22 protein-coding genes are annotated in these 24,008 nt (G+C 60.5%); 15 read left to right on the forward strand and 7 right to left on the reverse strand.

The window, feature by feature from the left end; all coding sequences use genetic code 11:
- Positions 1–24 precede the first annotated feature (24 nt).
- The 9 genes from VLU25_06585 (at position 25) to VLU25_06625 (ending at position 7,727) form a co-directional block, all read left to right on the forward strand.
- Complete coding sequence (locus VLU25_06585; GenBank protein ID HSR67591.1) at positions 25–1,233, forward strand: DUF2252 family protein; 1,209 nt, start codon at positions 25–27, stop codon at positions 1,231–1,233.
- A complete protein-coding gene (locus VLU25_06590; GenBank protein ID HSR67592.1) occupies positions 1,230–2,294 on the forward strand; it encodes a dipeptide epimerase in 1,065 nt (354 codons plus the stop codon). Before VLU25_06585 ends, VLU25_06590 begins: the two co-directional genes overlap by 4 nt.
- 85 nt (positions 2,295–2,379) lie before the next feature.
- On the forward strand, positions 2,380–2,799 hold the full coding sequence (locus tag VLU25_06595) for a MerR family DNA-binding protein (GenBank protein ID HSR67593.1): 420 nt from the start codon (positions 2,380–2,382) through the stop codon (positions 2,797–2,799).
- On the forward strand, positions 2,783–3,085 hold the full coding sequence (locus VLU25_06600; GenBank protein ID HSR67594.1) for a hypothetical protein: 303 nt from the start codon (positions 2,783–2,785) through the stop codon (positions 3,083–3,085). The genes VLU25_06595 and VLU25_06600 overlap by 17 nt, the downstream gene beginning before the upstream one ends.
- Before the next feature lie 34 nt (positions 3,086–3,119).
- Complete coding sequence (locus VLU25_06605; protein ID HSR67595.1) at positions 3,120–3,464, forward strand: mercuric transporter MerT family protein; 345 nt, start codon at positions 3,120–3,122, stop codon at positions 3,462–3,464.
- A gap of 48 nt (positions 3,465–3,512) precedes the next feature.
- Positions 3,513–3,674: a hypothetical protein gene (locus VLU25_06610; protein ID HSR67596.1), complete on the forward strand. Its 162-nt coding sequence runs from the start codon at positions 3,513–3,515 to the stop codon at positions 3,672–3,674.
- A gap of 27 nt (positions 3,675–3,701) precedes the next feature.
- Positions 3,702–4,052 carry a hypothetical protein gene (locus VLU25_06615; GenBank protein ID HSR67597.1) on the forward strand — a complete coding sequence of 117 codons (351 nt, stop codon included), beginning with the start codon at positions 3,702–3,704 and terminating at the stop codon, positions 4,050–4,052.
- Between the two features lie 178 nt (positions 4,053–4,230).
- A complete protein-coding gene (locus tag VLU25_06620) occupies positions 4,231–6,075 on the forward strand; it encodes a hypothetical protein (protein HSR67598.1) in 1,845 nt (614 codons plus the stop codon).
- Positions 6,076–6,155: 80 nt separating this feature from the next.
- Positions 6,156–7,727 carry a peptide ligase PGM1-related protein gene (locus VLU25_06625; GenBank protein HSR67599.1) on the forward strand — a complete coding sequence of 524 codons (1,572 nt, stop codon included), beginning with the start codon at positions 6,156–6,158 and terminating at the stop codon, positions 7,725–7,727.
- 699 nt (positions 7,728–8,426) lie between these two features.
- Here VLU25_06625 and VLU25_06630 read toward each other — a convergent pair.
- On the reverse strand, positions 8,427–9,887 hold the full coding sequence (locus VLU25_06630) for a pentapeptide repeat-containing protein (protein HSR67600.1): 1,461 nt from the start codon (positions 9,885–9,887) through the stop codon (positions 8,427–8,429).
- A 160-nt stretch (positions 9,888–10,047) separates the two neighbouring features.
- On the opposite strand from VLU25_06630, the gene VLU25_06635 reads away from it, so the two are divergent.
- Positions 10,048–11,265: a hypothetical protein gene (locus tag VLU25_06635; protein HSR67601.1), complete on the forward strand. Its 1,218-nt coding sequence runs from the start codon at positions 10,048–10,050 to the stop codon at positions 11,263–11,265.
- The gene (locus tag VLU25_06640) at positions 11,222–12,574 is read left to right on the forward strand and encodes a DUF3326 domain-containing protein (GenBank protein ID HSR67602.1); all 1,353 of its coding nucleotides are present in this window, start codon (positions 11,222–11,224) and stop codon (positions 12,572–12,574) included. Before VLU25_06635 ends, VLU25_06640 begins: the two co-directional genes overlap by 44 nt.
- Positions 12,575–12,606: 32 nt before the next feature.
- Here the strand turns inward: VLU25_06640 and VLU25_06645 are convergent, their stop codons facing one another.
- The 3 genes from VLU25_06645 to VLU25_06655 all read right to left on the reverse strand — a co-directional run bounded on the left by VLU25_06645 (position 12,607) and on the right by VLU25_06655 (position 17,544).
- Entirely contained in the window at positions 12,607–15,339 is a 2,733-nt protein-coding gene (locus tag VLU25_06645) for an ABC transporter permease (GenBank protein HSR67603.1), read from the reverse strand.
- Entirely contained in the window at positions 15,332–15,667 is a 336-nt protein-coding gene (locus VLU25_06650; protein ID HSR67604.1) for a helix-turn-helix transcriptional regulator, read from the reverse strand. Before VLU25_06650 ends, VLU25_06645 begins: the two co-directional genes overlap by 8 nt.
- Before the next feature lie 221 nt (positions 15,668–15,888).
- Entirely contained in the window at positions 15,889–17,544 is a 1,656-nt protein-coding gene (locus tag VLU25_06655) for a DUF5666 domain-containing protein (GenBank protein ID HSR67605.1), read from the reverse strand.
- Between the two features lie 302 nt (positions 17,545–17,846).
- On the opposite strand from VLU25_06655, the gene VLU25_06660 reads away from it, so the two are divergent.
- A complete protein-coding gene (locus VLU25_06660) occupies positions 17,847–18,125 on the forward strand; it encodes a type II toxin-antitoxin system RelE/ParE family toxin (protein ID HSR67606.1) in 279 nt (92 codons plus the stop codon).
- The gene (locus tag VLU25_06665; protein ID HSR67607.1) at positions 18,125–18,418 is read left to right on the forward strand and encodes a HigA family addiction module antitoxin; all 294 of its coding nucleotides are present in this window, start codon (positions 18,125–18,127) and stop codon (positions 18,416–18,418) included. The genes VLU25_06660 and VLU25_06665 overlap by 1 nt, the downstream gene beginning before the upstream one ends.
- Before the next feature lie 23 nt (positions 18,419–18,441).
- Here the strand turns inward: VLU25_06665 and VLU25_06670 are convergent, their stop codons facing one another.
- The 3 genes from VLU25_06670 to VLU25_06680 form a co-directional block, all read right to left on the reverse strand.
- A complete protein-coding gene (locus VLU25_06670; protein ID HSR67608.1) occupies positions 18,442–18,900 on the reverse strand; it encodes a nucleotidyl transferase AbiEii/AbiGii toxin family protein in 459 nt (152 codons plus the stop codon).
- Positions 18,901–19,145: 245 nt separating this feature from the next.
- Positions 19,146–20,720: a GNAT family N-acetyltransferase gene (locus VLU25_06675; protein HSR67609.1), complete on the reverse strand. Its 1,575-nt coding sequence runs from the start codon at positions 20,718–20,720 to the stop codon at positions 19,146–19,148.
- A 45-nt stretch (positions 20,721–20,765) separates the two neighbouring features.
- Positions 20,766–21,455, reverse strand: a complete 690-nt coding sequence (locus VLU25_06680; protein ID HSR67610.1) for a hypothetical protein — start codon at positions 21,453–21,455, stop codon at positions 20,766–20,768.
- Positions 21,456–21,649: 194 nt separating this feature from the next.
- Between VLU25_06680 and VLU25_06685 the strand changes: the two genes are divergently transcribed.
- Positions 21,650–22,789, forward strand: coding sequence for an FtsX-like permease family protein (locus tag VLU25_06685; GenBank protein ID HSR67611.1), 1,140 nt, complete (start codon positions 21,650–21,652; stop codon positions 22,787–22,789).
- Positions 22,790–22,813: 24 nt separating this feature from the next.
- A complete protein-coding gene (locus VLU25_06690) occupies positions 22,814–23,980 on the forward strand; it encodes an ABC transporter permease (protein ID HSR67612.1) in 1,167 nt (388 codons plus the stop codon).
- Positions 23,981–24,008 lie beyond the last annotated feature (28 nt).

Below are 24,008 nucleotides of genomic sequence, written 5' to 3' on the forward strand. Positions count from 1 at the left end.
TGGAAACTGCTAAAATCGAAGGTCATGCAAGGGTTCGTCGGGAGCGCGGCGGTGAAGGGGCTGGTTTTCCTGCTCGTGGGGGCAGGAGGCGGCCGCTTGGCGGCCCAGGACTCGGCGCTTTTCGTCGATCCCGCGTCCTACGACTTCAGCCAGAACCCCGCCTTGCTGGAGCGCATCCGCAGCGGACCGCACGGCTACTTCCGCTTCATCAACATCCCCTTCGGAAGCTACGTGTGCGAGCACTACGACGCACTGATGGTGGGACTGCCTCCCGTCAACCTGCACGGCGACGCCCATGTCGAGCAGTACGCCGTCACCGACCTGGGCCGCGGACTCACCGACTTCGACGACTCGGCCAAGGGTCCGGGACTCATCGACCTGCTGCGTTTCGGCGTGTCTCTCGACCTGGCCGCCCGCGCCCACGGCTGGGACGGACGCTCGGAGAAGATCTTCGAGACCTTCCTGGACGGCTACCGCAAGGGACTGAGCGATCCTGACAGCGAAGCGGCCGAACCCGCCTTCGTGGAGCGCCTGCGCGACGGCTTCAGCGACGACCGCCAGGGCTATCTGGAAGGGGTGGGGGAGATGATGGATCCGCTGACTTCGGACACGGAAACGGAGCTGCTGGCATCCATCGAACCCTATACCCAGTCGATGCTGCGGGCCGACCCGTCCAAGGGCCGAGAGTACTTCGAGGTGGTCAAAGCCGGACGCCTGCGCATGGGCATCGGCAGCGCCCTCGACGTCAAATACCTGATCCGTTTCGCCGGGCCCGCAGAGGGTCCCCTCGACGACGTCATCGTGGAACTCAAGGAAGTCCGCAACCTGACGGGCATTCCCTGCATTCAGGCGGCTAAGAACGACCCCTTCCGCATTCTGGTCAGCCAGGCGCGGATCGCCTACCGTCCTTTCGATCTGCTGGGATACGCTCAGATGGGACGGCGCACTCTGTGGGCCCACCGCTGGGTGGACAATTACCGCGAGGTCGACATCCGGGACACCTTGAAACGTCCCCGCGACCTGAGCGAGTTGGCCTATGACGTGGGCCTCCAACTGGGGCTGGGGCATCCCAAGATGATCGCGGCGCCCTTTGACGAGCAAGTGCGCCGTACCATGCTCGATTTTTTGGACCGGCGCCTCACCGCCATCCGCACGGCCCGCCGACAACTGAGCGAGTCGGTGGTCCTGGCCTGGAAGCAATTCAACCGCCGCCTGCAGTCCGAGCAGCCATGATCATCAAGAAGCTGTCGGCTTGGATCGTGGAGATGCCGCTGGACGAACCTTATGAGGTCGCCTACCAGAGCTTCGATACGGCCGTCAACGTCATGCTGCGGCTGGAAACCGACCGCGGAATCGAAGGATCCGGATGCGCGGCGCCCGATCCCAACGTCACCGGGGAGACTCCGCAAGGCGTGCTGGAGGCCTTGCAAGACACAGTCGCTTCCCAGATCAGCGGCCAGGACGCGCTGCGTCCGGCCCGCTTGCTGCACCGCATCGTTCCCTCGATCCGCGACCAACGGTCCGCCCGGGCGGCGCTCGACATGGCGCTTTGGGACTTGATGGGCAAAGCCGCCGGACTGCCCCTGTGGAGGCTGCTGGGCGGCTACCGCCAGAGCATCCGAACCAGCATCACCATCGGCATCCTGGATAAGCGGGAGACGCTGCAACGGGCCCGCTGTTGGCGTTCTCAGGGCTTCACCAGCCTCAAGCTCAAGGGCGGCAAGGACGTCGAGTCCGACATCGCCCGGGTGCTGGCGGTGCGGCGCGAGCTGGGCGACGAGGTGGAGCTGCGCTTCGACGCCAATCAGGGCTACGGCGTGGAGGAGGCCCTGCACTTCGTCGGGGCCGTGCGTCCGGCCCGGGTGGAAATCCTGGAGCAGCCGACTCCCAAGGCTCATCCCCACCTGCTGGGCGAGGTCTCGCGGGGGGCTCCCTCCATGCCGGTGATGGCCGACGAGAGCCTCATCAACCACCGCGACGCCTTCCGCCTGGCCCGCCGGGGGCAGGCCGACATGGTCAACATCAAGCTGCAAAAAGCTGGGGGCATCAGCGAGGCCCTCCACATCGACTCGGTGGCCCGCTCGGCCCGGCTGGAGAGCATGGTGGGCTGCATGGACGAGTCGGCTCTGGGCATCGCCGCCGGACTGGCCTTCGCCCTGGCCCGCCCCAACGTCCACTACGCCGACCTGGACGGCCACATCGGCCTCCAAAACGATCCCTTTCCCAATTGCCTGACCCTGAGTAACGGCGTCCTCTACCCGTCCCCGCACTCCGGCCTCGGCACCGCGTCATGATGACCGCTACCCATCGTCCAAAAGCAAAAAAGCTCTTGACACTGTAGTAGGGTACAGGGTGCATGATGTAAGATGAGGAGGCCAAATGGCGTTAACCATCGGGGAACTGGCTCGGACGGCCGAAGTCGGGCGGGAGACGGTCAGATTCTACGAACGTGTGGGGCTGATCGAGGATCCGCCACGAACCCGGGGCGGCTATCGCATTTATCCAGCAAAGGCAGTAGCCCGGCTTCAGTTCATCAAACGTGCCAAGGAACTGGGCTTTTCCCTCAAAGAGATCCGCAGCCTTCTGACGCTGCGGGTCAGTCCCGGAACCAACTGCGACGAAGTGCGGAGATTGGGCCAAGAAAGAATCGAGGACATCGAGGCAAGGATTCGGGATCTTGCCAGCGTGAAAGCGGCTCTGGCCAAGCTGGTTGAGTCCTGCGGGCAACGCGATCCGACGGAGGAATGTCCCCTGTTGGAAGCGTTGGCGTGCGAGGAGGAGCATGAAGCCCGACATTGAACTCATTTTCGACCCGGACTGCCCCAACGCCGAGCTGGCCAGGAAGCATCTCAGGCAGGCCCTGGCCTCAGCCGGATTGGCGGCAGTCTGGCGCGAATGGGACCGGGGATCGCAACAGGTCCCTCCCCATGCCCGGCAGTGCGGCTCGCCGACCATTCTGATCAACGGCCATGATGTTGCGGAGGCCTCACCTGGAGAGACGCAGCAATGTCGTCTCTACCAAGACGAGGACGGACGGCTCGCCGGGGCTCCTTCGGTGAAATCCATCCGAGAGGCTCTGGAGTGAGCCGCCCGGCGGAAAGGGAGAGTGGGTCGCTGACATGGACAGCAAGATTTCGATCTCGGGTTCCATCGCGGCATCGGTGGGATCGGCGGCGGCATGGTTCTGCTGTCTTCCCTTCGGTCTGGGGGCACTGGGGGCCGGCGGAGCCCTGGCCTCGACGCTGGGCCCGCTGCGGCCTTATCTGATAGGCCTCAGCATCGTCCTTTGGGTTCTGGCTCTTTACGCCTTGTACCGCCCCGAGCGTTCCTGCCCCGAAGGGAGATGCGCCTCCCGGAGGAGTCTACGCCGACGGAGAATTACCCTTTGGGTGGCCGCCCTGATTACGCTGGGGATGATTACAGTTCCTTATTGGGGCCACTGGGTGATCTATTGGGCCCTTTAAGAACCTTCGACAAAGGCAAGGACAATGAAGACTGCAATGGCAAGTGGGATGGTTTTGGCAATCTTGGCAGGTTGCTCGAGCGGTGCCGCATCCAGCACCGGGGCGGAATCGGGAGATCTGCGCGACTTGACCGAGATCGACCAATTGGCCGCCACCTTCAACGAAGGGCGGGGCAAACCCCGAGTTGTACTGTTGCTTTCCCCCACCTGACCGGTTTGCGTTGCCGGCGCCCGGTGGGTGCAAACAGAGATTCTAGAAGAGCATCCCGAGGAGGAACTTGAGGTCTACGCCGTCTGGTTCAACATGCTGTCCAGCGACTCCCGTTCCGGCTGGCCCGAGGATTTGCTTACCGATCCTCGCGTGCAGCATTTCTGGGATGAGTCCCGCATCGCAGGTCTCTGGTATGGAGAGAACGTTACCAAGAAACAGCAAGGGCACGTCGAGTGGGACGCCTACTTTCTCTACGGTTCAGACGCCGTCTGGGACGGCGAGGCAGAAATGATCAGTTGGGGCCGGACCATCGTATCCACCCGGGCTGAATTAAAAGAGAACTTGACCCGGCTGCTCCGAAATCATGCTGCGAGGTAATAAGGAATGCCGTCAGGACTCGGGTCATCAGCGGGAAGGCTTGCGCTCTGACATGGGTTGCGCGACCCTGCTTCAGGCAGTTCGGGCTTTGCTTATCCTAGGTCTGGCTCTTCCCTCTGTGGCCTGTATGCCGAAGGCCGGGCAAACTGCGGACGCAACCCAGACGTCTCCCCTGCAGGTGGCAAAAGACCTTTACTTCAGGCGCGACCTGGCTGCCGCCAGGCAGGCATTCGAAAAAGCCCTGGAACACGTCGGCTCGCCGGATCGAGAGAGGGCTGAGGCTGCCCTCGCCCTGGCCAGAATCGAATGGCGTTTTTACCGTGACTGGGAGCAGGCCCACTCCTATCTCGAGAAAGCTGAGACGCTGGATGGCCGAACCTTTTCCGCCACCCTGGAACGAGCTGAAATCTTGCGGCGCCAGCAGCACCTCAAGCAGGCTCTCGCTACCGCCAGACAGGCTCTTTCCCAAGCCGAGACGAGCGAAAACCGAATCGAAGCCCTTACCATGGTTGGTCGGCTGTTGCTGCTTCCACCAGAGGGCAAAGGGGATCAAGGGCCAGAGTTCCGGGCGTCCCAAAGAGCCGTGGAGGAGACCCTTGCCCAGTTGTCGCCCCTCATGCAAGAGAACCGGGGCCGTCTGGGAATCTCCCGCCTGGTACTCGGTCTGGCTCTGCGTTCCGACGACGGAGCCGCCGCATTGGATGCCTGGCGTTCCTATTACTGGGTTCCCGCCAACTTCAAGGCTTCACCGGATAATGAAGGGGCGACAACCGATTGGGATTACCCCCTGCTGTCTGGCGCCCATTCGGTGCTTTCAAAGCAACTCCCCCACTGGGCTGGGCCGGACTCTCCCCTACACGCCCGCGCTGCGGTGGTTAAAGCGCTTGCAGATGCGAGGCTCTTTCATGAAGCGGCGTGGCTGGCCACCGACCCGCGCCTGCCCCCTGAGGAGAGCATCCACTTCTCTGAGGTCGTCGCCTATCACCGGTTCCTGGCGGCGGTTGAAGAAAGTGCAAACGAGTACTATCGGCGACGCGCCCTTGGTAAGGGGGCCAACCGCGAGCTTCAAGACGGATTGATGGCAGCGGCACGACCGCTCTGGCAGAGTCTCCACGGGGATGATTCGCCAGCGCGCCTCAGCCTTGGGCAGTTGGTTAAGAAGATCGGCGAGCGTTTTGGCGCTTACATTTATTTCCAGACCCACGGCGACATCCGGTCGCTCAACATGGGTCACCGCATCGTGGACAGTCGGCAGCTTGTCGAGCAGTACGGACACAAAGCGGAGGTCCGCCTGATCGTACTCGATTCCATGGTGTCCAACGGTTACAACTCCTGGTTTTGGGACGGAGAGGCCGCGGCGGGAGGGTGGGTCGATGAAGAGGGGGCGATCGTTCAAGTCCGCCCGTCCTATGCCGACGGTCCTCTCCGGGCCTGGAACCGCCTGACCGATCCCGAAGAGCGGCGCAGAATCGACAAACGGATCAAAGAACAAACGAGCGAGGACGACCTCAGGGCCCGTACCGACCGATTCGCTTATCTGCCCGGACTCGCACTCCGGTTGAGACGGCAGGCGGGCCAGAAGCTGCTGACCGAACTGCGCTCGCGCGGTCTGAAGGGTCCCGATCTCAAGTTGGCCTTCATCAATGAACTGAACCGGCGCATCCAGGCCTCTTCCATCTTTGCCCACGAGGGACGGCATGCCCTTGACTTCCGGGATTCGATGCGTAATTTCTTCCGCTCGGGGGCCGAGAAGGAGTTCCGGGCCAAACTCTCTGAAGTGGCGCTGGCTCCAGATCCGCGAATCGCTTTGACCGGCGGCATTCTGACCGCCAATATCGGCGATGATTCCTCACATGGTCAGGCCAATCTGCGGATCATGAAGGGCCTGGTCAAGTGGATGACGGAGCACCAAGCCGGCATCCAGGGTTTTGATCAGTCGCGCCCCGTCCTGCCGCAACTGGATCTGCTCACCGACGACCAACTGCGGGAGGCCTTCCGGTCCATGGACCCTTGGGCCAAGTAGCATCCGTCACCCAGAGATTCTCTTAAGGCCCGAGAGGTCCTCTTGCTGCGTGGCGGGGTTTCTCAGGCTACAATTGCCTGATGGCGCCACTTGACTCGGACGGCCAGGCCTATTTCAAGGAACTGCAGGCACACCTGCCCAAGATCTGGGAAGCCCTGGAAAGCGGACTGCCCTGGGATCACACTTCGGTGGTGGTGCCCTCGCTCAGTTTCCATCCCGAGGAACTCAAGAAGATCCCCGGAGGGCCTTTCTACGAAGAGCGGCTGCTGTTCAGCCTGATCAGGCTGCGCCACCCCCGTGCGCGGGTCATCTACCTGACCAGCCAGCCCATCCACCCCGACATCGTCGACTACTACTTGCAGCATCTCTACGGGGTGCCGTCCTCGCACGCCCGGGCGCGGCTGCGGCTGATGTGCGTCTATGACGCCAGCAACCGTCCGCTGACCCAGAAAATCCTGGAGCGTCCGCGCGTGATGCAGCGGCTGCGCGACGAGATCGGAGATCCCGAACGAGCCTACCTGACCTGCTTCAATTCCACCCGGCTGGAGCGGCAACTGGCCATGGAACTGGGCATACCGCTCAACGGCGTCGACCCCGACGTGCTTCATCTGGGCAGCAAGTCGGGCTCTCGCAAGATCTTCAAGGAGGCCGGGGTCGGCCTGCCGCTGGGATTCGAGGACGTCCACACCGAGGAGGAGATCATCGAGGCCCTGGTTGAGCTGTCCCAGCAGCGTCCCGGACTCAAGCGTGCCGTCATCAAGCTCAACGAGAGCTTCGCCGGCGCCGGCAACGCCATGTTCAACTTTCCCTCCGGCCTGTCTTCGGACAAGCGCTTCGCCCGGGCTTCCATCACCGCCGTCCTGCATCAGTTGGAATGGTCGGCCGAAGAAGCCTATGAGGACTTCCTGCGCAAGCTCAAGGAGATGGGCGGGATTGTCGAAGAGTATCTGCAAGCCGAGGACATCCGTTCGCCTTCGGTGCAGATGCGCATCAATCCCGGCGGGACGCTGGAGCTCATTTCCTCTCACGACCAGGTCCTGGGAGGACCCACGGGACAGGCCTACCAGGGCTGCCGCTTCCCCTCTTGGGACGACTACCGCAGCCTCATCCAGGAGGAAGCGGGCAAGATCGGCAAAGTGCTGAGGGAGAAAGGCGTCATCAGCCGTTTCGCCATCGATTTCGTGGTCTTTCCCGACAAAGACGACCCCTCCCAATGGCAGGCCCGCGCCATCGAGATCAACCTGCGCATGGGGGGGACGACCCCGCCCTTCCTGGCCCTGCAGTTCTTGACGGGCGGCGAGTTGCGCGGCGACGGCGAATTCATTTCCGACCACGGACAAAAGAAGTACTACTATGCCACCGACAGCCTGCGTTCGCCCCGTTACCGGGGCCTGCTGCCCGAGGATTTCATGGACATCCTCACCCTGCACGGCCTGCACTTCATGCCCTCCACCGAAACCGGCGTCATCTTCCACATGATCGGCGCTTTGAGCGAGTTCGGAAAAGTCGGCGTCACCTGCATCGGCAACTCCCGGGAAGAGGCCAACGAACTTTTCCAGCAAACCGTCGAAGTGCTCGACAAAGAAGCCGACGGCGCCACCCTCTCCGTCCCCCACCGCCCCTTCGACAAAGGCCTGCGGAGGATAGAGTAGCCCCTGTAATTCGAGGATTGACGAAGCAACCCAGCCTGCGTTAACCTACACTCAGAACCGCCGGTCGATTCCAGTTTACGCTAGGTTGGCGAGCGCCTCAGAGCCGGTAGCGAGTGATGATTGTCGTAGAAACCGAATTGCGGGCCAGTCCGATCCATGGCATCGGACTCTTCGCGTCAGTACCGATTGAAAAAGGCGAAGTTCTCCTTCGACCCCATGCTTTGATTGACCTCGAAATTCCCTTGAGCAGGCTCTTGGGCGCCCCGAGAGAAATCCGGGATTTCTTTGATACCTACGGTACAGTATGGGATGATAAGCTATCCTTCGCAATGGACGACAGTCGTTTCATGAACCATTCCTTTCGGCCTAATACCCGCATCGCTTGGGACGGCGATCAATGGTATTATAATGCACTCCGAGACATAGAAGCGGGGGAGGAGTTAACCTGTGATTACCGAGATATAGACCAAGCCTTCGACTCATACTCCCATACCCTCAAGAACCAATAACCCCTCGACCCTTTTCCCTGCACCCCGGACTCCGGACGCGACCCAGGATAACCATCCTCAGAGGACTCACAATGGCCGTTGATAACCGGAGGTTATCACGCACCGGCTGCATAAATCAACCTCCTGGCCACAAATCATTGCCTTATTCCCTCACGAGAATCTTGGAACCAACCTTGTGGTCGTGCTCTCCCTACCCGTCTTCCATGTTCGCCACGATTTCCTTAAGGTTTTCGCCAGAAAAGCCCACCTTGTCAGATTTGTGAGCCCACGGTAAGTGATTGCAGAAGCTGGTTAGCTTGCGGACAGGCTCTCTCAGGTGCTCGGGAAGAAAAAGGCGACCCAGGGGGCTGCTGGTTTCGATCTTCACTGGCATCGCTCCCCTTCGTAGGTGACTGAGCCTCGATATGATCTGGGAAATCTGGAGAATAACTCCGTCCAGCAAGAAAAGAACGATCTGAAGACCAAACAAAGTCGTAATCGACGTTTCGATGACTTCCAAGTATGAACCGCTTGCCCGACTCAGAAGTCGAGTCTCCCCAGCGACTTCCAATCCACTGGCCTCAGCTATCTCGTTCAGGAACTTGGTCAACTCAATGTTCGGCGGCCTGGCGAATCGCAGCGTCGCCGTGCAGCGCTCGTCCTCCGAAAACTCTGAGATGGGAATACACCGCGATTCGAAGTTTTGGAATAACTCAATCAGAAGATGCATGACAGTGCCAGATATCTCCGTCAGCAATAACTTCCGGCTCAGCATGGCTGCACTATCCTCCGCAATTTTCTCAACCTCGTGCATGACCCAATCCCCGACCTGGATTCCAGCAAGGACAGGGAGCCGTTCCGACTGAGCGAGGTGAAAGAGGATCTTAAGGAAAAACCGCCAGTCATCTTGTCGGTAGCGACGGCGCTCTCTTTCCCTGGACATGCGGACAAGAAATTTGGATATGGCACCGAGTCTCGACTCGTCCCAGAAGTTCATCCCAAGAACAAGGGAATCAATCGGTGTCAGATCCTTTCTAGTCGCTAATTCCCCGGTGACGATTTCTTCAGCCGTCTTGCCATTTTCAGTCAATACCTTGATTTGGCCAAGGTGTGCCAGAGAGAGACCAAATATGCTGCGGAAGGAGGTGTTGCTCACGGTAACTCGCTCGACCTCCGAATCTCGCAGTACCGTGTACAAGAAGGTGCAATCGCTCCAGTCGATTTGGACCCAGCGGCTGCGCTCAAAATCATTGTGCAGGAAGGTGCTTAGCTGGAGAAAGGCATTCCAAATAGTAGAATTGGAGAAGCTGCACTCAGTCAGGGAGGTTACTTTGAAGCTACACTCATTCACCGACGTATGCTCGAAGGAGCACTTATCGATCAGAGACTCGTCGATAGCGCACCCTGTCAGAACACACTCTGCGAAGGTCGAGTTTCGAAGGTCAATCATACTTAAGTTGCAGTTTTCAAATTTGCAGCCAGTAAAGACGACGTTATCGATATAGGAATATTCGAACTCGACCTGCTTGAAGGTTTTGTTAGAAACTCGAATGTCCGCGAGCTCTGAACTCGCCAGACTTAGGAGCTCGAAGTCATGGTGGCGGGCATCCCGCAGCTTGGCGAGGACCTCTTCATCGGGGCCACTGGATTCAGTGTCCCTCTTTTTCGTCATTCTAACTGCCCTCCAGTAAGCGATAACCTCCGGTTATGGTACCTGATCTGCCTTCGCCGTTCAACTTCTTTGCGAGCCTGCAACATAGTTTGTCGTGGGCAATTAGGAGGACACTGGAGATCCGCTTCGTGGACCTAGCTTCAGAGGTATCGCGCGCCAAATGAGCAGTTCTTTGGAGAACCCTTCGCGTCCTGCGAATAAGGAGCGCTGGTGGGAGCTGGTTTCCGCGCTGCAAGCCGACGAGGTTCCCTTCCACTCTCCCGCCTATGTCTTCGACCTTCCTCATCTCCGACGGGTGACCCTCGAAAGCCGTCAAATCCTGGCCGAGATGGGAATCGAACTACTCTATACGCTCAAGGCCCAGGCCGCCAAGGATCCGCTGCGCGTTCTTGCAGAGATCGTCGACGGCTTATCCGCCAGCTCTCCCTTCGAGGCCCGCTACGCCAGAGAGATTCTAGGAAACGACGGCTCGCTCCACTATACGGCTCCGATCTTGAGCGATAGCCTCTTATCATCCTCTAATGAGATAGATTTCCTCAGCTTCAACTCGCCCTCCCAAATCGAGCGCTATTCGCACTGTTTGACGTCTACCAATCTCGGCTTAAGAGTGAATCCAAGGCATTCTTTTCTCCTTGATGATCGCTATGATCCCTGCTGCAGGAATTCCAAGCTGGGGATCCCGGTTGATGTTTTGACACCGCCGTTCCTAAAGTCCCTGGGAAAAGGAATCACCGGCTTTCATTTCCACAACAACTGTGATTCCACTGATCTCGGTCAGATCGTCAAGACGCTTCTAACCATTCAATCCAGGTCACCTTGGCTCTTCGAGATCTCTAGGTGGATCAACTTAGGTGGAGGCTATCGACTGCCGGGAGCAAGCGGGCAAACACAATTGGGCGATCTATTAGATGAATACCGTTCTGTCTTTAACATCGAGAGGTTCTTCATGGAGCCTGGCGCCGGACTCATTGAATCCGCCGGATCACTCTTTTGCACTGTTTCCGACATCGTGACATCCAGTTCTATTCCAATCGCTGTCCTGGATACGACCGTCAATCACCTGCCGGAAGCATTCGAGTATGGGATAACCTATCCCCTACTCTCCGAGGTTCCGTTGGGAGAGAGCTACCTTCTAGCCGGTTGTACATGCCTAGCCGGGGATGTTTTTGGAATCTACAACTTTGAAGATGAGCTGCGCCTTGGGGATGTCTTGTGCTTCCTGGAAACCGGCGCCTACAGTCTCGTCAAGGCCAACTATTTCAACGGCGTCAACCTCCCCAGCATCTATATAGCCCACGAAGATGGACAGATTGAACTTAGAAAGAAGTACGATTATGACGACTGGCTCCGCCGATACAAGCACCTTACATCAGGTTGACGTTTATGAAAGGGCAATCTCGATTTCCAGACGGGAACTTGAAGACAATTCCTTTTCCCTCGCCTTCTTGAAATCGAAGGTAGAGCGCGCCTGCGGGGCAAACGAGTTCCCTCTCCGTCTAGCTCTGCTCCAGAGAAAGCAGGAGGAATTCTCCGCGGAGATCGCAATCTGTCGCGACCTTTGTGGGCAAGGCGAAGACTCGACGCCAAGTATCTTTGAGTATCGGAGCAGGACCTGTCGAGGCGGCGAAAGAACGAATATCGTTCTAATCGTCCCGACGGGGGTGGGGGCCGCTATCGGCGGGCACGCAGGTGATGCGGGCCCGGTCGCAAAACTTCTTGGAGGGGTATGCGACCGTCTGATTACGCATCCGAATGTCGTGAACGGATCAGACATAAATGAACTTCCGTCAAATGGTCTCTATGTTGAAGGAAGCACGCTGACTAAGTTGCTTATGGGAACGGCTAAGCTCATACCTACCGCCCGAAATCGCTTAGTGGTCATCATCGGTTCAACCAGGGACGAGTCTCTTCGTGCTTTGACTGTCAATACCGTCAACGCGGCTAGGAGCTGCTACGGTGCGGAAATCGTGGGCATTTACAGCTTTCCAGAACTGAGGATCGTCGCAGAAAAGACTGACAGCGGCCGCGCCAGCGGGACAGTCCGTGGATTGTCGCCGTTGATCTCCCATCTGGCGCAGCACCGTGATCTGTTCGATGCCGTTGCGATAGCCTCGCCTGTAGAAGTAAGCGGTAAAATCTATAAGGAGTATTTTCAAAGCCGCGGTGAGGTGGTTAACCCCTGGGGGGGTGCCGAGGCTCTCCTTACTCACGCCATATCCTTGATCCATAACCTACCCACTGCCCATGCGCCTATCGAATGGTCGCCTGAGCTTGCAGAGACGGATTTTGGAGTTGTCGATGAGAGAATGGCCGCAGAAGTGATTTCTTCCTCCTATCTTCAGTGTGTGCTCAAAGGACTTGTGCGTTCACCGGGACTTGTCACTAGCAGTGTAGATGCGGGTTCTGTAGAGAGTCTTACGGCGGAGGACATAACCGCAATCGTCGTTCCGGCGGGCTGTCTAGGATTGGCTACCTTGGCGGCCCTTTACCAAGGGATAAGAGTGATCGTTGTCCGGGAGAATACTTCGCTCATGCGAAACACTCTGGATCTGTTGCCCTGGGGAAGGGGTCAGATGATTGAAGTCGAGAACTACTGGGATGCAGCTGGGGTAATAGCGGCCCTACGGGCTGGCGTAGACCCATATTCCGTTCGAAGACCCCTGCAACAGACTCCGATATGCGTCTGAGGAGCGTTTGGAGAAGAAAGTGACAAACTGGCTCAATCGTGACGGAGGGCCGTTACGGGGTTGATGCGGGCGGCGCGTTTGGCGGGCAGGTAACAGGCTAACAGGGCTCCCAGGGCCGGGAGGAGCGTCACGGCGAGGAAGGTTAAGGGGTCTAAGGGGGTTACGCCGTAGAGCAGGCTTGTGAGGAGGCGGGTGGAGGCCAGGGACAGCAGCAAGCCCAGGGCGATGCCGGTCAGGGTCAGGCGCAGGCCGGCCGAGAGCATCATGGTCATGATCTGGCGGCGGGTGGCTCCCAGAGCGGCGCGGATGCCGACTTCCTGCGTCCGCTGGCCGACGTGGTAGGAGAGGACACCGAAAATCCCCAGCAGGGCCAGAACAAGGGCCACCACTCCGAAAGCGCCGATGAGAATGAGGGCGAAGCGGTCGCGGGAGACGGAGTCGGCGACCAGGTCTTTCAAGGGAATCACGCCGTAGGCCGGCTGCATGGGATCGACGTCCAGGACGGCCTGGCGCAAGTCGGCAACCAGCGCCTGGGGGTCCACTGCGGTGCGGACGGCCATGTTCATCATCAGGTAAGAGCGCTGGGCGTGAGGCAGATAGACTTCGGGCCGCGGCTGGGAGCGGATGCCGTAAAAGCGCAGATCGTTGACCACCCCGACCACCCGATAGGGATAGGTGCCCGCCGTGCTGTAGTCGATGACCAGGTTCTGGTCCACGGGGTTTCGTCCCGCAAAGGCTTGGCGGGCCAGGCTCTCGTTGATGACAACTACGCGGGGCGCGTCAGGGGCGTCGGATGGCTCGAAGGTGCGTCCCCGCAGCAGCGAGATGCCCATGGTCTGGAAGTATCCGGGAGTGGCCATGCGCACGTCGGCGCGGCTCGATCCTGCCGCGGAAGGCGTCTCCCCCTCGGCCCACACGGGACGGTCGAAGTCGGGTCCGATGGGACTCAGCGGCAGGGCCGTCACCGCTCCCACCGACTCCACGCCGGGGACGCTAGCCAGCTTTTCGGTCAGGCGCGCGTAATAGGCGCGCGACTTGGCTCCGCTGTCGTATTCGTGGTTGTCGAGGGTGATGGGCAGCACCGCCACCCGGTCGGGACGGAAGCCGACGTCCACCTGCATGAGGTGGACGAAGCTGCGCACCAGCAGTCCGGCGCAGGCCAGCAGCACAACCGCCAGGGCGATCTCGCAGGCCACCAGGCTCTTGCGCAAACGCTCCCAGCGCAGCGTGCCGCCCAGGGTGCGTCCGCCGCTCTCGGCGATGGCGGCTGAAAGGTCGTCCTTGAGTCCCGAGGCCAGCGGCACCAATGCGAAGAAGATGCCGGCGGCGAAGGTGAGCAGGGCGGCATAGCCCAGGACGCGCAGGTTCAGTTCGACCTCGTGCAGCCGGGGGAGGGCGTCGGCCGGCAGGACTCCGCCCATGTTGAGCGCGGCAAAGGCGACCGGGACGGCCAGAGCCCCTCCCAGCAGCGCCAGCAACAGGCTCTCAGCCAGAAACTGCCGCGCCAGCCGCAGGCGGGACGCCCCCAGTGCCAGGCGCAGCCCGATCTCCCGGCGCCGTTTGCCCAGCCGCACAAGCTGCAACCCGGCGACGTTGACGCAGGCGATCAGAAGCACCAAAGCCACCGCCCCCAGCAGGATCAGGAGGGTGGCCCGCGAGTCTCCTACCCGGTCCTCATGCAGCGGCTGCAAGGAGAGTCCCCAGCCACTGTTGGACTCCGGGTAGTCCTCAGCCATGGCGGCGGCCACGGCGTTCATGTGGGATTGGGCTTCCCCCAGCGAAACGTCCTCTTTGAGGCGCGCCACGGCGCTGAGATAGCGCTGGTCGTGAGTGCTCTTCCCCACGAAGCTCCAGGGAACCCACAGTTCGATGCCGGGCGAAGGCATGTCGAAGTCGGCCGGCATAACGCCGATCACCCGCCAGCGCTGCCGGTCGAGGACGATGCTCTTTTCAAGTATCGCCCCGTCCGACCCGAAGCGGTCGCGCCAGGACCGGTAGCTGAGGACGGCCACGGGGTCAGTCCCGACATGAGAGTTGGCGCTGTTGAAGACGGCCCGCGCCGTCTCCTCGGGCGTGAAAGTGCGCCCCTTGAAAGGACTCACCCCCAGCACCGGGAAGAAGTCGCGCGACACCTGAGCCACGTTGACCACCTCGGCGGCCTGCTCGCCGGCCAGCGTCCGCCCCGCTACGTACCAGGCCCCGATCCCTTCCAGGACGGTGTTGCGGCGGCGCCAGTCCACCACGTCGCCGGTGGAGACTCCCGCCTCTTCAATCGATTTCTTAGGATGAGTGCTGTAAAGACGCACCAGTTCTTGGGAATCCGGGTAGGGCAGCGGGCTCAGCAGCACCGCGTCCACCATGCTGAAGATGGCCGTGTTGGCACCTACGGCCAGGGCCAGCGTCAACACCACTACGGCCGAGAAGAGAGGACTCTTTCGGACCGTCCTCAGCGACAGCTTCACGTCGTTTCCCAATCCTGACAGCATCATCGTTCTCCAGTGATTCCACCCAGGCATCCAGCGCGAGAGCCGACCGCCGCGCGCCCAGGCTTCGGCCTCTTCGATCTCTTCAATCAGCTCTTTCCAGTCGGGGACCTGAGCCTTGGCCGCGGCCTGCGCCCGGCGCTGACCGGCTCCGCCCCGCAGCGCTTCCCGCTCGCAGTCCGCCAGCATCTGGGCCAGGTCCTCCACCACCTGTTCCTTGCGGGCGGAGTCCCAGTCCGCTCCGCTCAGGCGCCCGGCCACGAATCGCTTCCAATCACGCATCTCCCGTCCTCGCCACCCGTCCAATGGCGGAAACCAGGTCCTCCCACTGTCCTCTTTGCGACTTCAAGGCCCGGCGTCCCTTGGGGGTGATCTCATAGACCTTCTTGCGGCGGGCGCCTTTTTCTTCCCTCCAGGCGCCCTTGATCAGTCCCCGTTTCTCCAGCCGATAGAGGATGGGATAGACCGATCCGATGTGAAAGCTCAGCTTGCCCCGCGAGCGCTCCTCCATCAGCTTGAGCATCTCGTAGCCATGCCGCGCCCGGTCTTCGACCAGCGCCAGAATCATCATCTCGGTGCTTCCCCGCTTCAACTCCCGTTCAATCGTCATGCCGCACAATATACGTCAAGAACGTATATGAAGCAAGTCCGCAGTCGCACCCCATGAGCTGGCGCGGCTGCTTGCAGGAGCGGGGCGTCACCCAGCCTTTCAAGCAGGCCCGCCGCGAGATAGCGCCATTGGATGGTTTAATCTGACAGCCTGCGCGAAAAAGCAAGAAAGCCCCGGCAAGAGGGACTCGCCGGGGCTCTGGGTTTGGAGCTTGGGCTTCTTCAGTCGCCGCTTTTCTCGACTTGGACGTCGAGATCCTGGTGGCGACCGCCGACCCCGATGGGCAGGGCGGCGCGGAGCTTGGTCTTGCCCGTCTGCTCACCCGTCATAAAGGTGACCTCGGCGGACTGGGTCCCTTCAAGGATCACGACCGAGCCGGGGACGCCCTGCAGCAGCGGACGGCCCACCTGGTTGAGCGTCACCTCGATGTCGGATGGGGCGGGGCGGTCGATGAAGATTTCGACCGTGACTTCCTTGCCGGTGCCGGCTTCGACTTCATCGGGACTCCACTGCAATTGCAATTTTTCCATCTGGGGCGGACGCAGGTCGATGTCGAGATCGGCGCCCTCACCATCGGGAAGCTCGGCGGTCAGCGTGGCGGTGACCTGGGTGGAGAGAAACTCCAGGCGTACCGTTTGGGTGCGGCTGCCGGCGGGAAAGACCACCTCAGCGGGGAAGTTGATCAGGTCCATGTCGCCTTCGGAGATGAAGAGCATGGCCGTCGTCTCTTCCTGGGCGGGAACGGCCAGGCGCAGACGGACGTCGCGGATCAGGTCGGGAGCGGCGCGGATGACCCGCGGATTCCAGCGGATAGCCTGGGGCCCTTCGTCTTCCTGCTCTCCGACCTCGACTTCGACGCAGCCTTCGAAACCCTCTGTCACAACATCGATCTTGGTTTCCCCCTCCTGGTCGAGGGCCGTCACGTCGAAGCATGCGGTCAGCATTCCGGCAGGAATGGTGAGCATGTTGGTGGAAACGGTGGCCAGCGATGGGTCTTGCGAGGCGATCTCGAAGACCGTGTCGCCGTCGCGTGCATTGCGCAGGACCACGCAGACCTGGCCGCTTTCTTGCAGCGCCAGCCTGAGTTTGTCGGGGGCCAGTTCGACGGCTTTCTTGACCAGCACCCGCTCGGCCAAAACGCATAGCTCTTCAGTCAGCGTGCCGAAGACCTTGACCGAGGCGCCCACGGCGAGTTCCCCGGGGCCTATGATGCGGGTTTCTTCGTCGATCTTGACCAGTGCCGCGGCCTCGCCTGGCAGTTCCACGAGGAATTGGCCCTCGTCGACGATTTCGGAAACCACGCCTTCCAGGCGGATCCTTGCGAACTTGCCGGGACTCTCGTCGTCGCGGACTTTGACTTCGTCGGCGACCAGGTCGTCGGCGGTGGCCCGTCCTTCGACCTTGACGAACTGGTCGACCATCAGGTCGGCGAAGATCAGCACCTCTCCGGCGCTGCTCTTGATCTCGGCTTCAACCGGTACCAGGATGTCGAATCCCGCCACCGTCATGCGTCCGCTCTCGGGGCCGTCGGGGGTGAGGCTCTGGATGAGGCCTCTCACCTCGAATTCGGCCTCGTCTTCGGTCACCTCGACCTCGTTGGCCAGGATTCCGCCCTCGACGAAGAGTCCCTCGATCTTGAGGACCATGCCGGCCATGAGCTGATCGGGCGTCAGCGGATCGTCGGACTCGTCCTTGATCTCGGTAGCGGCGGTGACGAACACGTCGATATTGAACGACGGCGTCAAGGCCATGGCAAGAACCGTGGTGCCGCCGTCGGGCGTAACCGACTGCACTTCGGCGATAAATTCAACCTGGGATGCTGGAAAAACCAGACTTGTGAAGAAAAACGAAAGCAAGAAAAGCACTGATCGCTTCATCAAATTCTCCTCATCACCCTGGCTCAAGGGTGAAAGTAAGCTCTCAACTCGCCTCAGCGCTTCCTGGCCCCGTATTGTAACGCCTTCCCCCGTCAAGTCCAAGTAACCCCCGTCACCGCTCACCCGAATATCGGGCGATTCCAAACGCCAAGCTTAGGGATCGAGAGCGCTCACGACAGGCCGCGCGCGGCTGTGAAGCGCCATCAGGATCGCCGCAAGGATGCGCCTCCCACCTTCCGAATCCCGGCTCCGGAGCAGCGGCCTTGCTTGTTGCGTGGCACGCAACAGGCTATAATTCCCAAGTGATTCAGTCGATCAAGCACAAGGGCCTCCGTCGGTTCTTCGAATCCGGTTCGACTGCAAGTATACAGTCACAGCACCGTATGAAGCTGCGGCTTCAATTGGCGGCACTCGATACTGCTGAATCGATTGAAGACATGAACATTCCTGGATTTCGCCTCCATCCTCTCAAGGGAAAACGGCAGGGATCCTGGGCCATCGACGTCAGCGGAAACTGGCGGCTGACGTTTCGCTTTGAACAAGGACACGTGTTCGACGTGAATTACGAGGACTATCACTAATGCGCATGCACAATCCTCCCCATCCTGGCGAGTTTATCAAGGGGGTCTATCTTGAGCCTTTTGGCGTGAGCTATCGGCGGGTGGCTCGTTTGCTCGACGTCGCGCCTTCTACCTTCAGCCGTGTTGTCAGGGGTGATGCGAGTGTCACGCCGGAGATGGCGTTGCGTTTGTCCAAGACGCTGGGCAGGAGTCCCGAGAGTTGGTTGGCCATGCAGCACAACCACGATCTCTGGCGTGCCAAGAAGCACGTCGATCTGAAAAAGGTCGGCAAGCTTGAGATCGATGCCGCGTGACAAATCTCACGCCGTGGCTGACCCTAAGATTGCGATTTGCCTTTGAGCAACTTTTTGAGGCGCCTTAGATCAGGGCGATCTTTTTCCTTGCGTCCGGCTGCCTCCTTCATCGAGATAAGATCCTCGAGCGAGGCGAACCAGGTGTTGACGCCCATGAGCATTCCCGGAGTCTTGTTTTGCCAGACCTGCTCCCAACGAACTCCGGGGACTGAGGAGTGGATCTCAACCCGAAGGAGACCTCCGAACGACAGGATATCGCCCTGGATGAATTCTTCGACCTTGAATTCGGGCTCAAAGCCGCCCCATTCACGAACGGCTTCGCGAACGCGCCTGGCGTTTTCAAGGGTCGGTTCAATCAAGACGTCGATGTCACGGGTCGTGCGGTAGGGGATGTGCGAGAGAACCGCGATCCCGCCGATGACGACGTATTTTGCGCCGCTTTTGTTGAGTGCATCCAGGAAAGCGGCAAAGTCTCTGCTCATCGGCTAATCCCTGAGAGATCCAGACGCTATAGGCGGCCTCCTGCAAGGCCATCGCGGCAGCCATCCGCTCCTCGGGAGTGGCCGCCAAAGCATCCTCTACTTCTCGCTCTATAGCCATCTCGTCGCCAGATTCGTCCAACTTGAACCTCTGCTGCAACATCGTCCCATTATTCTAGCGCAGCGACGTCTCCAGCGGGGGCGTTTAGTCCGACCCCGTTTCACCTGATGCATCCCGACCCGGGGCCTTAGGGGCGAGTGGAGACTATTATGTTTTCCTCCTGGGTGGCTTCGTTCTTGAGGCGGAGTTCGTAGAGGTCGGTGCGGCGGTCCAGCCAGTTCAGGGTGGTGCCCTGTTTGCGGTGGCGCTCCAGGAGTTCCAGGTCGACGTCGTGGACGACTACGGTTTCGATGTTGGGGGTGCATTCGGCGGCGACGCCGTCTCGCGAGAAGGCGAAATCGGAAGGCGTGAAGATGCCGGATTGAGCGTACTGGATGTCCATCTGGTCGACGAAGGGCATGTTGCCGACGGTGCCCGAGATGGCCACGTAGAGCGGGTTTTCGATGCAGCGGGCCTGGGCGCAGTAGCGGACGCGCAAATAGCCGTGGCGCTCGTCGGTGCAGAAGGGAACGAAGATGATCTGGGCGCCCTTTTCAGCCAGGATGCGGGTCATCTCGGGGAACTCCACGTCGTAGCAGATCTGGATGGCCACCCGTCCCCGGTCGGTATCGAAAACCTCCAGGTCGTGGCCGGGCACCACGCCCCACCAGCGCCTTTCCGCCGGCGTGATGTGAAGTTTGTACTGCTTGCCGATGCCCCCGTCACGCTTGAAGAGGTAGGCGATGTTGTAGAGCTGGTCCCCTTCCACCGTGACGTGGGAGCCGCCGATGATGTTGACGTTGTACTTGATGGCGGCGGCGGAGAAGAACTCCAGGTAGCGCTCGGTGAAGCCGGTCAGCTCGCGGATGCCCTCGGCCGGGTCGGTGGCCTTGACGAAAGACAGCATCTGAGTCGTCAGCAGTTCGGGAAAAAGCAGAAAGTCGGCCTTGTATCCCGAAGCCACGTCGATGAAGAACTCGCATTGCTGGGCGAAGTCCTCGAAGCTGTCGATGCGCCGCATCTGGTACTGCACCACGCAGATGCGCACCGGACGCGACGGGCGGTACTTGCGGTGGCTGGGACGGTAGTCGATGTTGGCCCACTCCAGCAGAGTGGCCCATCCGTCCGACTCGGTGTCTTCCTCGAGGTAGTTGGGCAGCAGCCGCTTGAGGATGAACCCGTTGGAGAGTTGGGTGGTCAGTACTGGATCGTGGATGTTGCGGTCGAGCACCTGCTGGACGTACTCGCGCGCCGTCATCTTGTCTTTGTAACGGTGGTAGTTGGGGATGCGTCCGCCTACCAGCATGCGCTTGAGGTTGCGCTCGCGGCACAGGGTCTTGCGGGCTTCGTAGAGGCGGCGGGCCAGCTTCATGCCGCGGAACTCGGGGTGCACCATGATCTCGATGCCGTAGAGAGTGTCTCCCTGGGGATCGTGATTGCGGATGAACCCGTCGCCTGAAATGGCGTCCCAGTCGTGGTGCTCATCGTATTCGTCGAAGTCGACGATGAGGCTGTTGGACGAGGCCACCACGCGTCCGTCGTACTCGACGACTAACTGACCTTCGGGGAACTGTTCGAGCTGGCTTTCCAGCTCTTGCCGCTGCCAGCGGCTGTCATGGGGCAGACATTCCTGATGAAGTGCGCGGATCTGCTCGAAATCGTCGCGGCGCATTTGCCGCACTTCGATCTCGCTTTCGAAGGCGGCAAGGTCGATCTTCTTCATATTCAACAGATTATCACGCGCCGACTTCCAGCTTGCACTCAGTTGTTACTCGGCCGAGCTGTGGGGACGCATGTTTTCGGCTACGAAAGTCCAGACCTTGCCTCGGCGCGGATAGCTCTTGAGTTCGAACTGGCCCCGGGCCACGACCAGCATATCCACGTAGTCGCCGGCCTGGGGAATGTCTTCGGCATCCACTTCGACCAGCACGTCGTAGAGGAACAATCCCGTGCCTTCGCCGGCCACCACGGGCTCTTTTCGGAGGGTGCCGCCCAGCAGGACGCCGGGCTGCTGCTCCACCTCGCCGGCGGCCTGGTCGGGACGCAGGTAGGCTTCGGGCGGCAGTCCCCAGGAGAACTTGCCCTGGCCGGCCAAATCGCGCAGCCCGCGGGTCCCTTCGACCACGGCGTGGCGTTCGGCGCCGACCCGCAGGTTGCGCAGCGCCTCATTGGAAGAGGACCGCACCCGCACCCCCTTGACAGAGGCGATATCGACCTCGATGGCGCACTGGGCCAGGATGGGAAAACGGGAGGGCAGAACCGCGCCCTGGGGCGGTCGGGCCGCAAAATCAAATTTGAGGATGCCCCCTTCGGGAGCGTCGGTGGAGCTGTATTCCAAAAGCTGGGAATCGGTCCAGCCCGAAGAGACCACGTGTCCCAGGGCAGTGACCAGCAGTTGATTGGGATCGCTGTCGAGTACGGCCAGCGTGACGGATTCGACCGAGTGAATCTTCTGCATCAATCCTCCTTGGCAGTCGTTCAAAGTTCACCATTGTAGTTGCATTTGGGAGCCAATGAGATCGATGGGCGCTCCCTTTCACCTATGGTCTCCGCCATTCACCGTGGCAAACCCGCCATTCACCGGAAAGGGATTGAGTCGATGCGCTCGAGCCTGCACAATGAGATGGTCGAGAAAAAACCGGAGACCGAGTAATGAAATTCCTACGCCTCCTCATCAAGAATATGCTGCGCAACAAGCGGCGCACGTTTCTCACCGTCAGCTCCATTGCCGTCTCGCTATTTCTGGTAGCCACTCTGCTGACGGTGCTGGTGCAGTTGGTGGACCCGCCCGAGACGCCCGATTCGGCCCTGCGGCTGATCGTCCGCCACCGCGTATCCCTCTTCAACACGCTGCCCATCGCTTACCGCGAGAAAATCGCTCAGATCGAAGGGGTGGAAGCCGTGGTGGGATCGATGTGGTTCGGCGGATACTGGAAAGACCCCTCCCAGTTTTTCGCCAACTTTTCCGTCAACCCAGACGGTTTCTTCAAGGTCTATCCTGACCTGCAGCTCCCAGAGGAGCAGAAGGAGGCCTTCAAGAACGACCGTACGGGGGCCTTGGTGGGAGCCAATTTGGCGAAACAGATGGGATGGGAATTGGGAGACCGCATCACCCTCATCTCGCCGCTCTTCAACCAGATCCAGCCCGAGCTGACCATCCGCGCCATCTACCAGGGGGGCAATGACGACGATATGACCTTCTACTACCACTGGGACTACTTCAACGAGGGCCTGGGACGCGCCAACTTCACCGGTACCTACAACGTCCGAGCCGCCTCTAAAGAAGATGTACCCCGGGTGGCGGAAGCCATCGACGCCGCTTTCCGCAACGCCAACCCGCCCACCAAGACCGAGACCGAGCGGGCCTTCATCCTGGGATTCATACAGATGCTGGGCAATATTCAGTACCTCATCAGCAGCATTTGCGGCGTGGTGGTGTTCACCGTCATCCTGGTGGCCGCCACCACCATGGCCATGGCCATCCGCGAGCGGGGACGCGAGATCGCCGTCCTCAAGGCCCTGGGTTTCCGCACCCGCCTCATCCTCTCGCTGCTGCTGAGCGAGTCGGTGTTGCTGGCGGCGCTGGCCGCCTTCATCGGGTCGATGGCCGCCTGGGCTTTCTTCGGCGCCACGGGAGTGGGTGCCGGATTCATCCCCCGCCTGGCGGTACGTCCCTGGATCATCGGCTTTTGCGTCTTCATCGGAGCCATGGTGGGACTGCTGGCCTCGGGTATCCCGGCCTGGAGGGCTGCCCGCATTTCGGTGGTCGACGCCATGCGCCGCATCGTTTAGTCCCTGCCCCAAAGGAATGAAATCATGAAGATCCCCATCAAATACAATCTCAGAAGCATGTGGAACCGCCGCGTCGGCACCCTCCTGACGGCGGCGGGCGTGGGGCTGACCGTGGCCATCGTCATCGTCATGATGGCCATGGTGGGCGGCTTGACCTCGGCCTTCACCGACACCGGACACAGCGATCAGCTCATCGTCATCCGCAAGGGCTCCCGCAACGAGGTCAATTCCTACTACGGACTCAACAACTTCGCCACCGTACGCGAGCTTCCCGGCGTCGCCAGCGACGAGGAGGGCAAGCCCCTGGCGTCGGGAGAAGTCGTGGTGGTCATCAACTGGCCGCGCTCCAGCGGAGAAGAGACCAACCTGACCATGCGGGGCATGGGCGAACAGGGACTCAAGCTGCGTCCCGAACTGCGCATTGTGGAAGGACGCACCTTCGAGTCCGGCGTACGCGAAATCATCGTCAGCCGCTCGGCCTCTCAGCGTTTCGACGGATTTCGGTTAGGCGACACGCCGCTCATCAACGATGCCCCCTGGACGGTGGTGGGCATCTTCGAGACCGGCGGATCGGCCTATGACTCCGAGATCATGACGTCCCACAGCGATATCGCCCAGGAATGGCAGCGTCCCATCCACAGCTCCATCCTGCTGCGGGCCCAGGACCTGCAAGCCGTCGAGGACATCCGAAAGCGCATCGACGAAGACCGCAACATCGACCTGCAGGCGATTCCCCAGCGTCAGTATTTCGCCGACCAGACCTCGTCGGCGGGTCCGGTGCTGGTGCTGGGCACCTTCGTGGCCGTCATGATGGGGATCGGGGCCTGTTTTGCCGCCATGAACATGATGTATGGGACCATCATGGCGCGGGTCAAAGAGATCGCCACCCTGCGCGCCCTGGGCTTCAAAAGGCGCAGCATCCTCAGTTCCTTCATGGTGGAGGCCATGCTGCTGACGCTGCTGGCGGGAATCCTGGGGTGCCTCATGGCCCTGCCGTTGAACGGAATCACCACCGGTACCGCCAACATGGGCACCAACGGAAGCTTCAGCGAAATCCTCTTCCAGTTCCGCATCACTCCGCCTCTCCTGGTGGCCGGAATCGTCTTCGCGCTGGGGGTGGGCGTGGCGGGAGGCTTCCTGCCCGCCCTGCGGGCTGCCCGCATCCGCCTGATCGACGCCTTGAGGGATTGATGAAGAAAGATCTGATGACACCCGTATA

This window comes from Acidobacteriota bacterium, from assembly GCA_035471785.1.
In the GTDB taxonomy this organism is placed as follows: domain Bacteria; phylum Acidobacteriota; class UBA6911; order RPQK01; family DATIPO01; genus JANQFM01.

Bases quoted from the DNA above. Each gene is read 5' to 3' on its own strand.
- VLU25_06610 (HSR67596.1), top strand. From the start codon at position 3,513: ATGGTTTTGGCAATCTTGGCAGGTTGCTCGAGCGGTGCCGCATCCAGC.
- VLU25_06645 (HSR67603.1), bottom strand. From the start codon at position 15,339: ATGCGTGATTGGAAGCGATTCGTGGCCGGGCGCCTGAGCGGAGCGGAC.
- VLU25_06635 (HSR67601.1), top strand. From the start codon at position 10,048: ATGAGCAGTTCTTTGGAGAACCCTTCGCGTCCTGCGAATAAGGAGCGC.
- VLU25_06595 (HSR67593.1), top strand. From the start codon at position 2,380: ATGGCGTTAACCATCGGGGAACTGGCTCGGACGGCCGAAGTCGGGCGG.
- VLU25_06685 (HSR67611.1), top strand. From the start codon at position 21,650: ATGAAATTCCTACGCCTCCTCATCAAGAATATGCTGCGCAACAAGCGG.
- VLU25_06680 (HSR67610.1), bottom strand. From the start codon at position 21,455: ATGCAGAAGATTCACTCGGTCGAATCCGTCACGCTGGCCGTACTCGAC.
- VLU25_06590 (HSR67592.1), top strand. From the start codon at position 1,230: ATGATCATCAAGAAGCTGTCGGCTTGGATCGTGGAGATGCCGCTGGAC.
- VLU25_06670 (HSR67608.1), bottom strand. From the start codon at position 18,900: ATGAGCAGAGACTTTGCCGCTTTCCTGGATGCACTCAACAAAAGCGGC.
- VLU25_06585 (HSR67591.1), top strand. From the start codon at position 25: ATGCAAGGGTTCGTCGGGAGCGCGGCGGTGAAGGGGCTGGTTTTCCTG.
- VLU25_06605 (HSR67595.1), top strand. From the start codon at position 3,120: ATGGACAGCAAGATTTCGATCTCGGGTTCCATCGCGGCATCGGTGGGA.
- VLU25_06665 (HSR67607.1), top strand. From the start codon at position 18,125: ATGCGCATGCACAATCCTCCCCATCCTGGCGAGTTTATCAAGGGGGTC.
- VLU25_06640 (HSR67602.1), top strand. From the start codon at position 11,222: ATGACGACTGGCTCCGCCGATACAAGCACCTTACATCAGGTTGACGTT.
- VLU25_06625 (HSR67599.1), top strand. From the start codon at position 6,156: ATGGCGCCACTTGACTCGGACGGCCAGGCCTATTTCAAGGAACTGCAG.
- VLU25_06655 (HSR67605.1), bottom strand. From the start codon at position 17,544: ATGAAGCGATCAGTGCTTTTCTTGCTTTCGTTTTTCTTCACAAGTCTG.
- VLU25_06650 (HSR67604.1), bottom strand. From the start codon at position 15,667: ATGACGATTGAACGGGAGTTGAAGCGGGGAAGCACCGAGATGATGATT.
- VLU25_06690 (HSR67612.1), top strand. From the start codon at position 22,814: ATGAAGATCCCCATCAAATACAATCTCAGAAGCATGTGGAACCGCCGC.
- VLU25_06600 (HSR67594.1), top strand. From the start codon at position 2,783: ATGAAGCCCGACATTGAACTCATTTTCGACCCGGACTGCCCCAACGCC.
- VLU25_06630 (HSR67600.1), bottom strand. From the start codon at position 9,887: ATGACGAAAAAGAGGGACACTGAATCCAGTGGCCCCGATGAAGAGGTC.
- VLU25_06675 (HSR67609.1), bottom strand. From the start codon at position 20,720: ATGAAGAAGATCGACCTTGCCGCCTTCGAAAGCGAGATCGAAGTGCGG.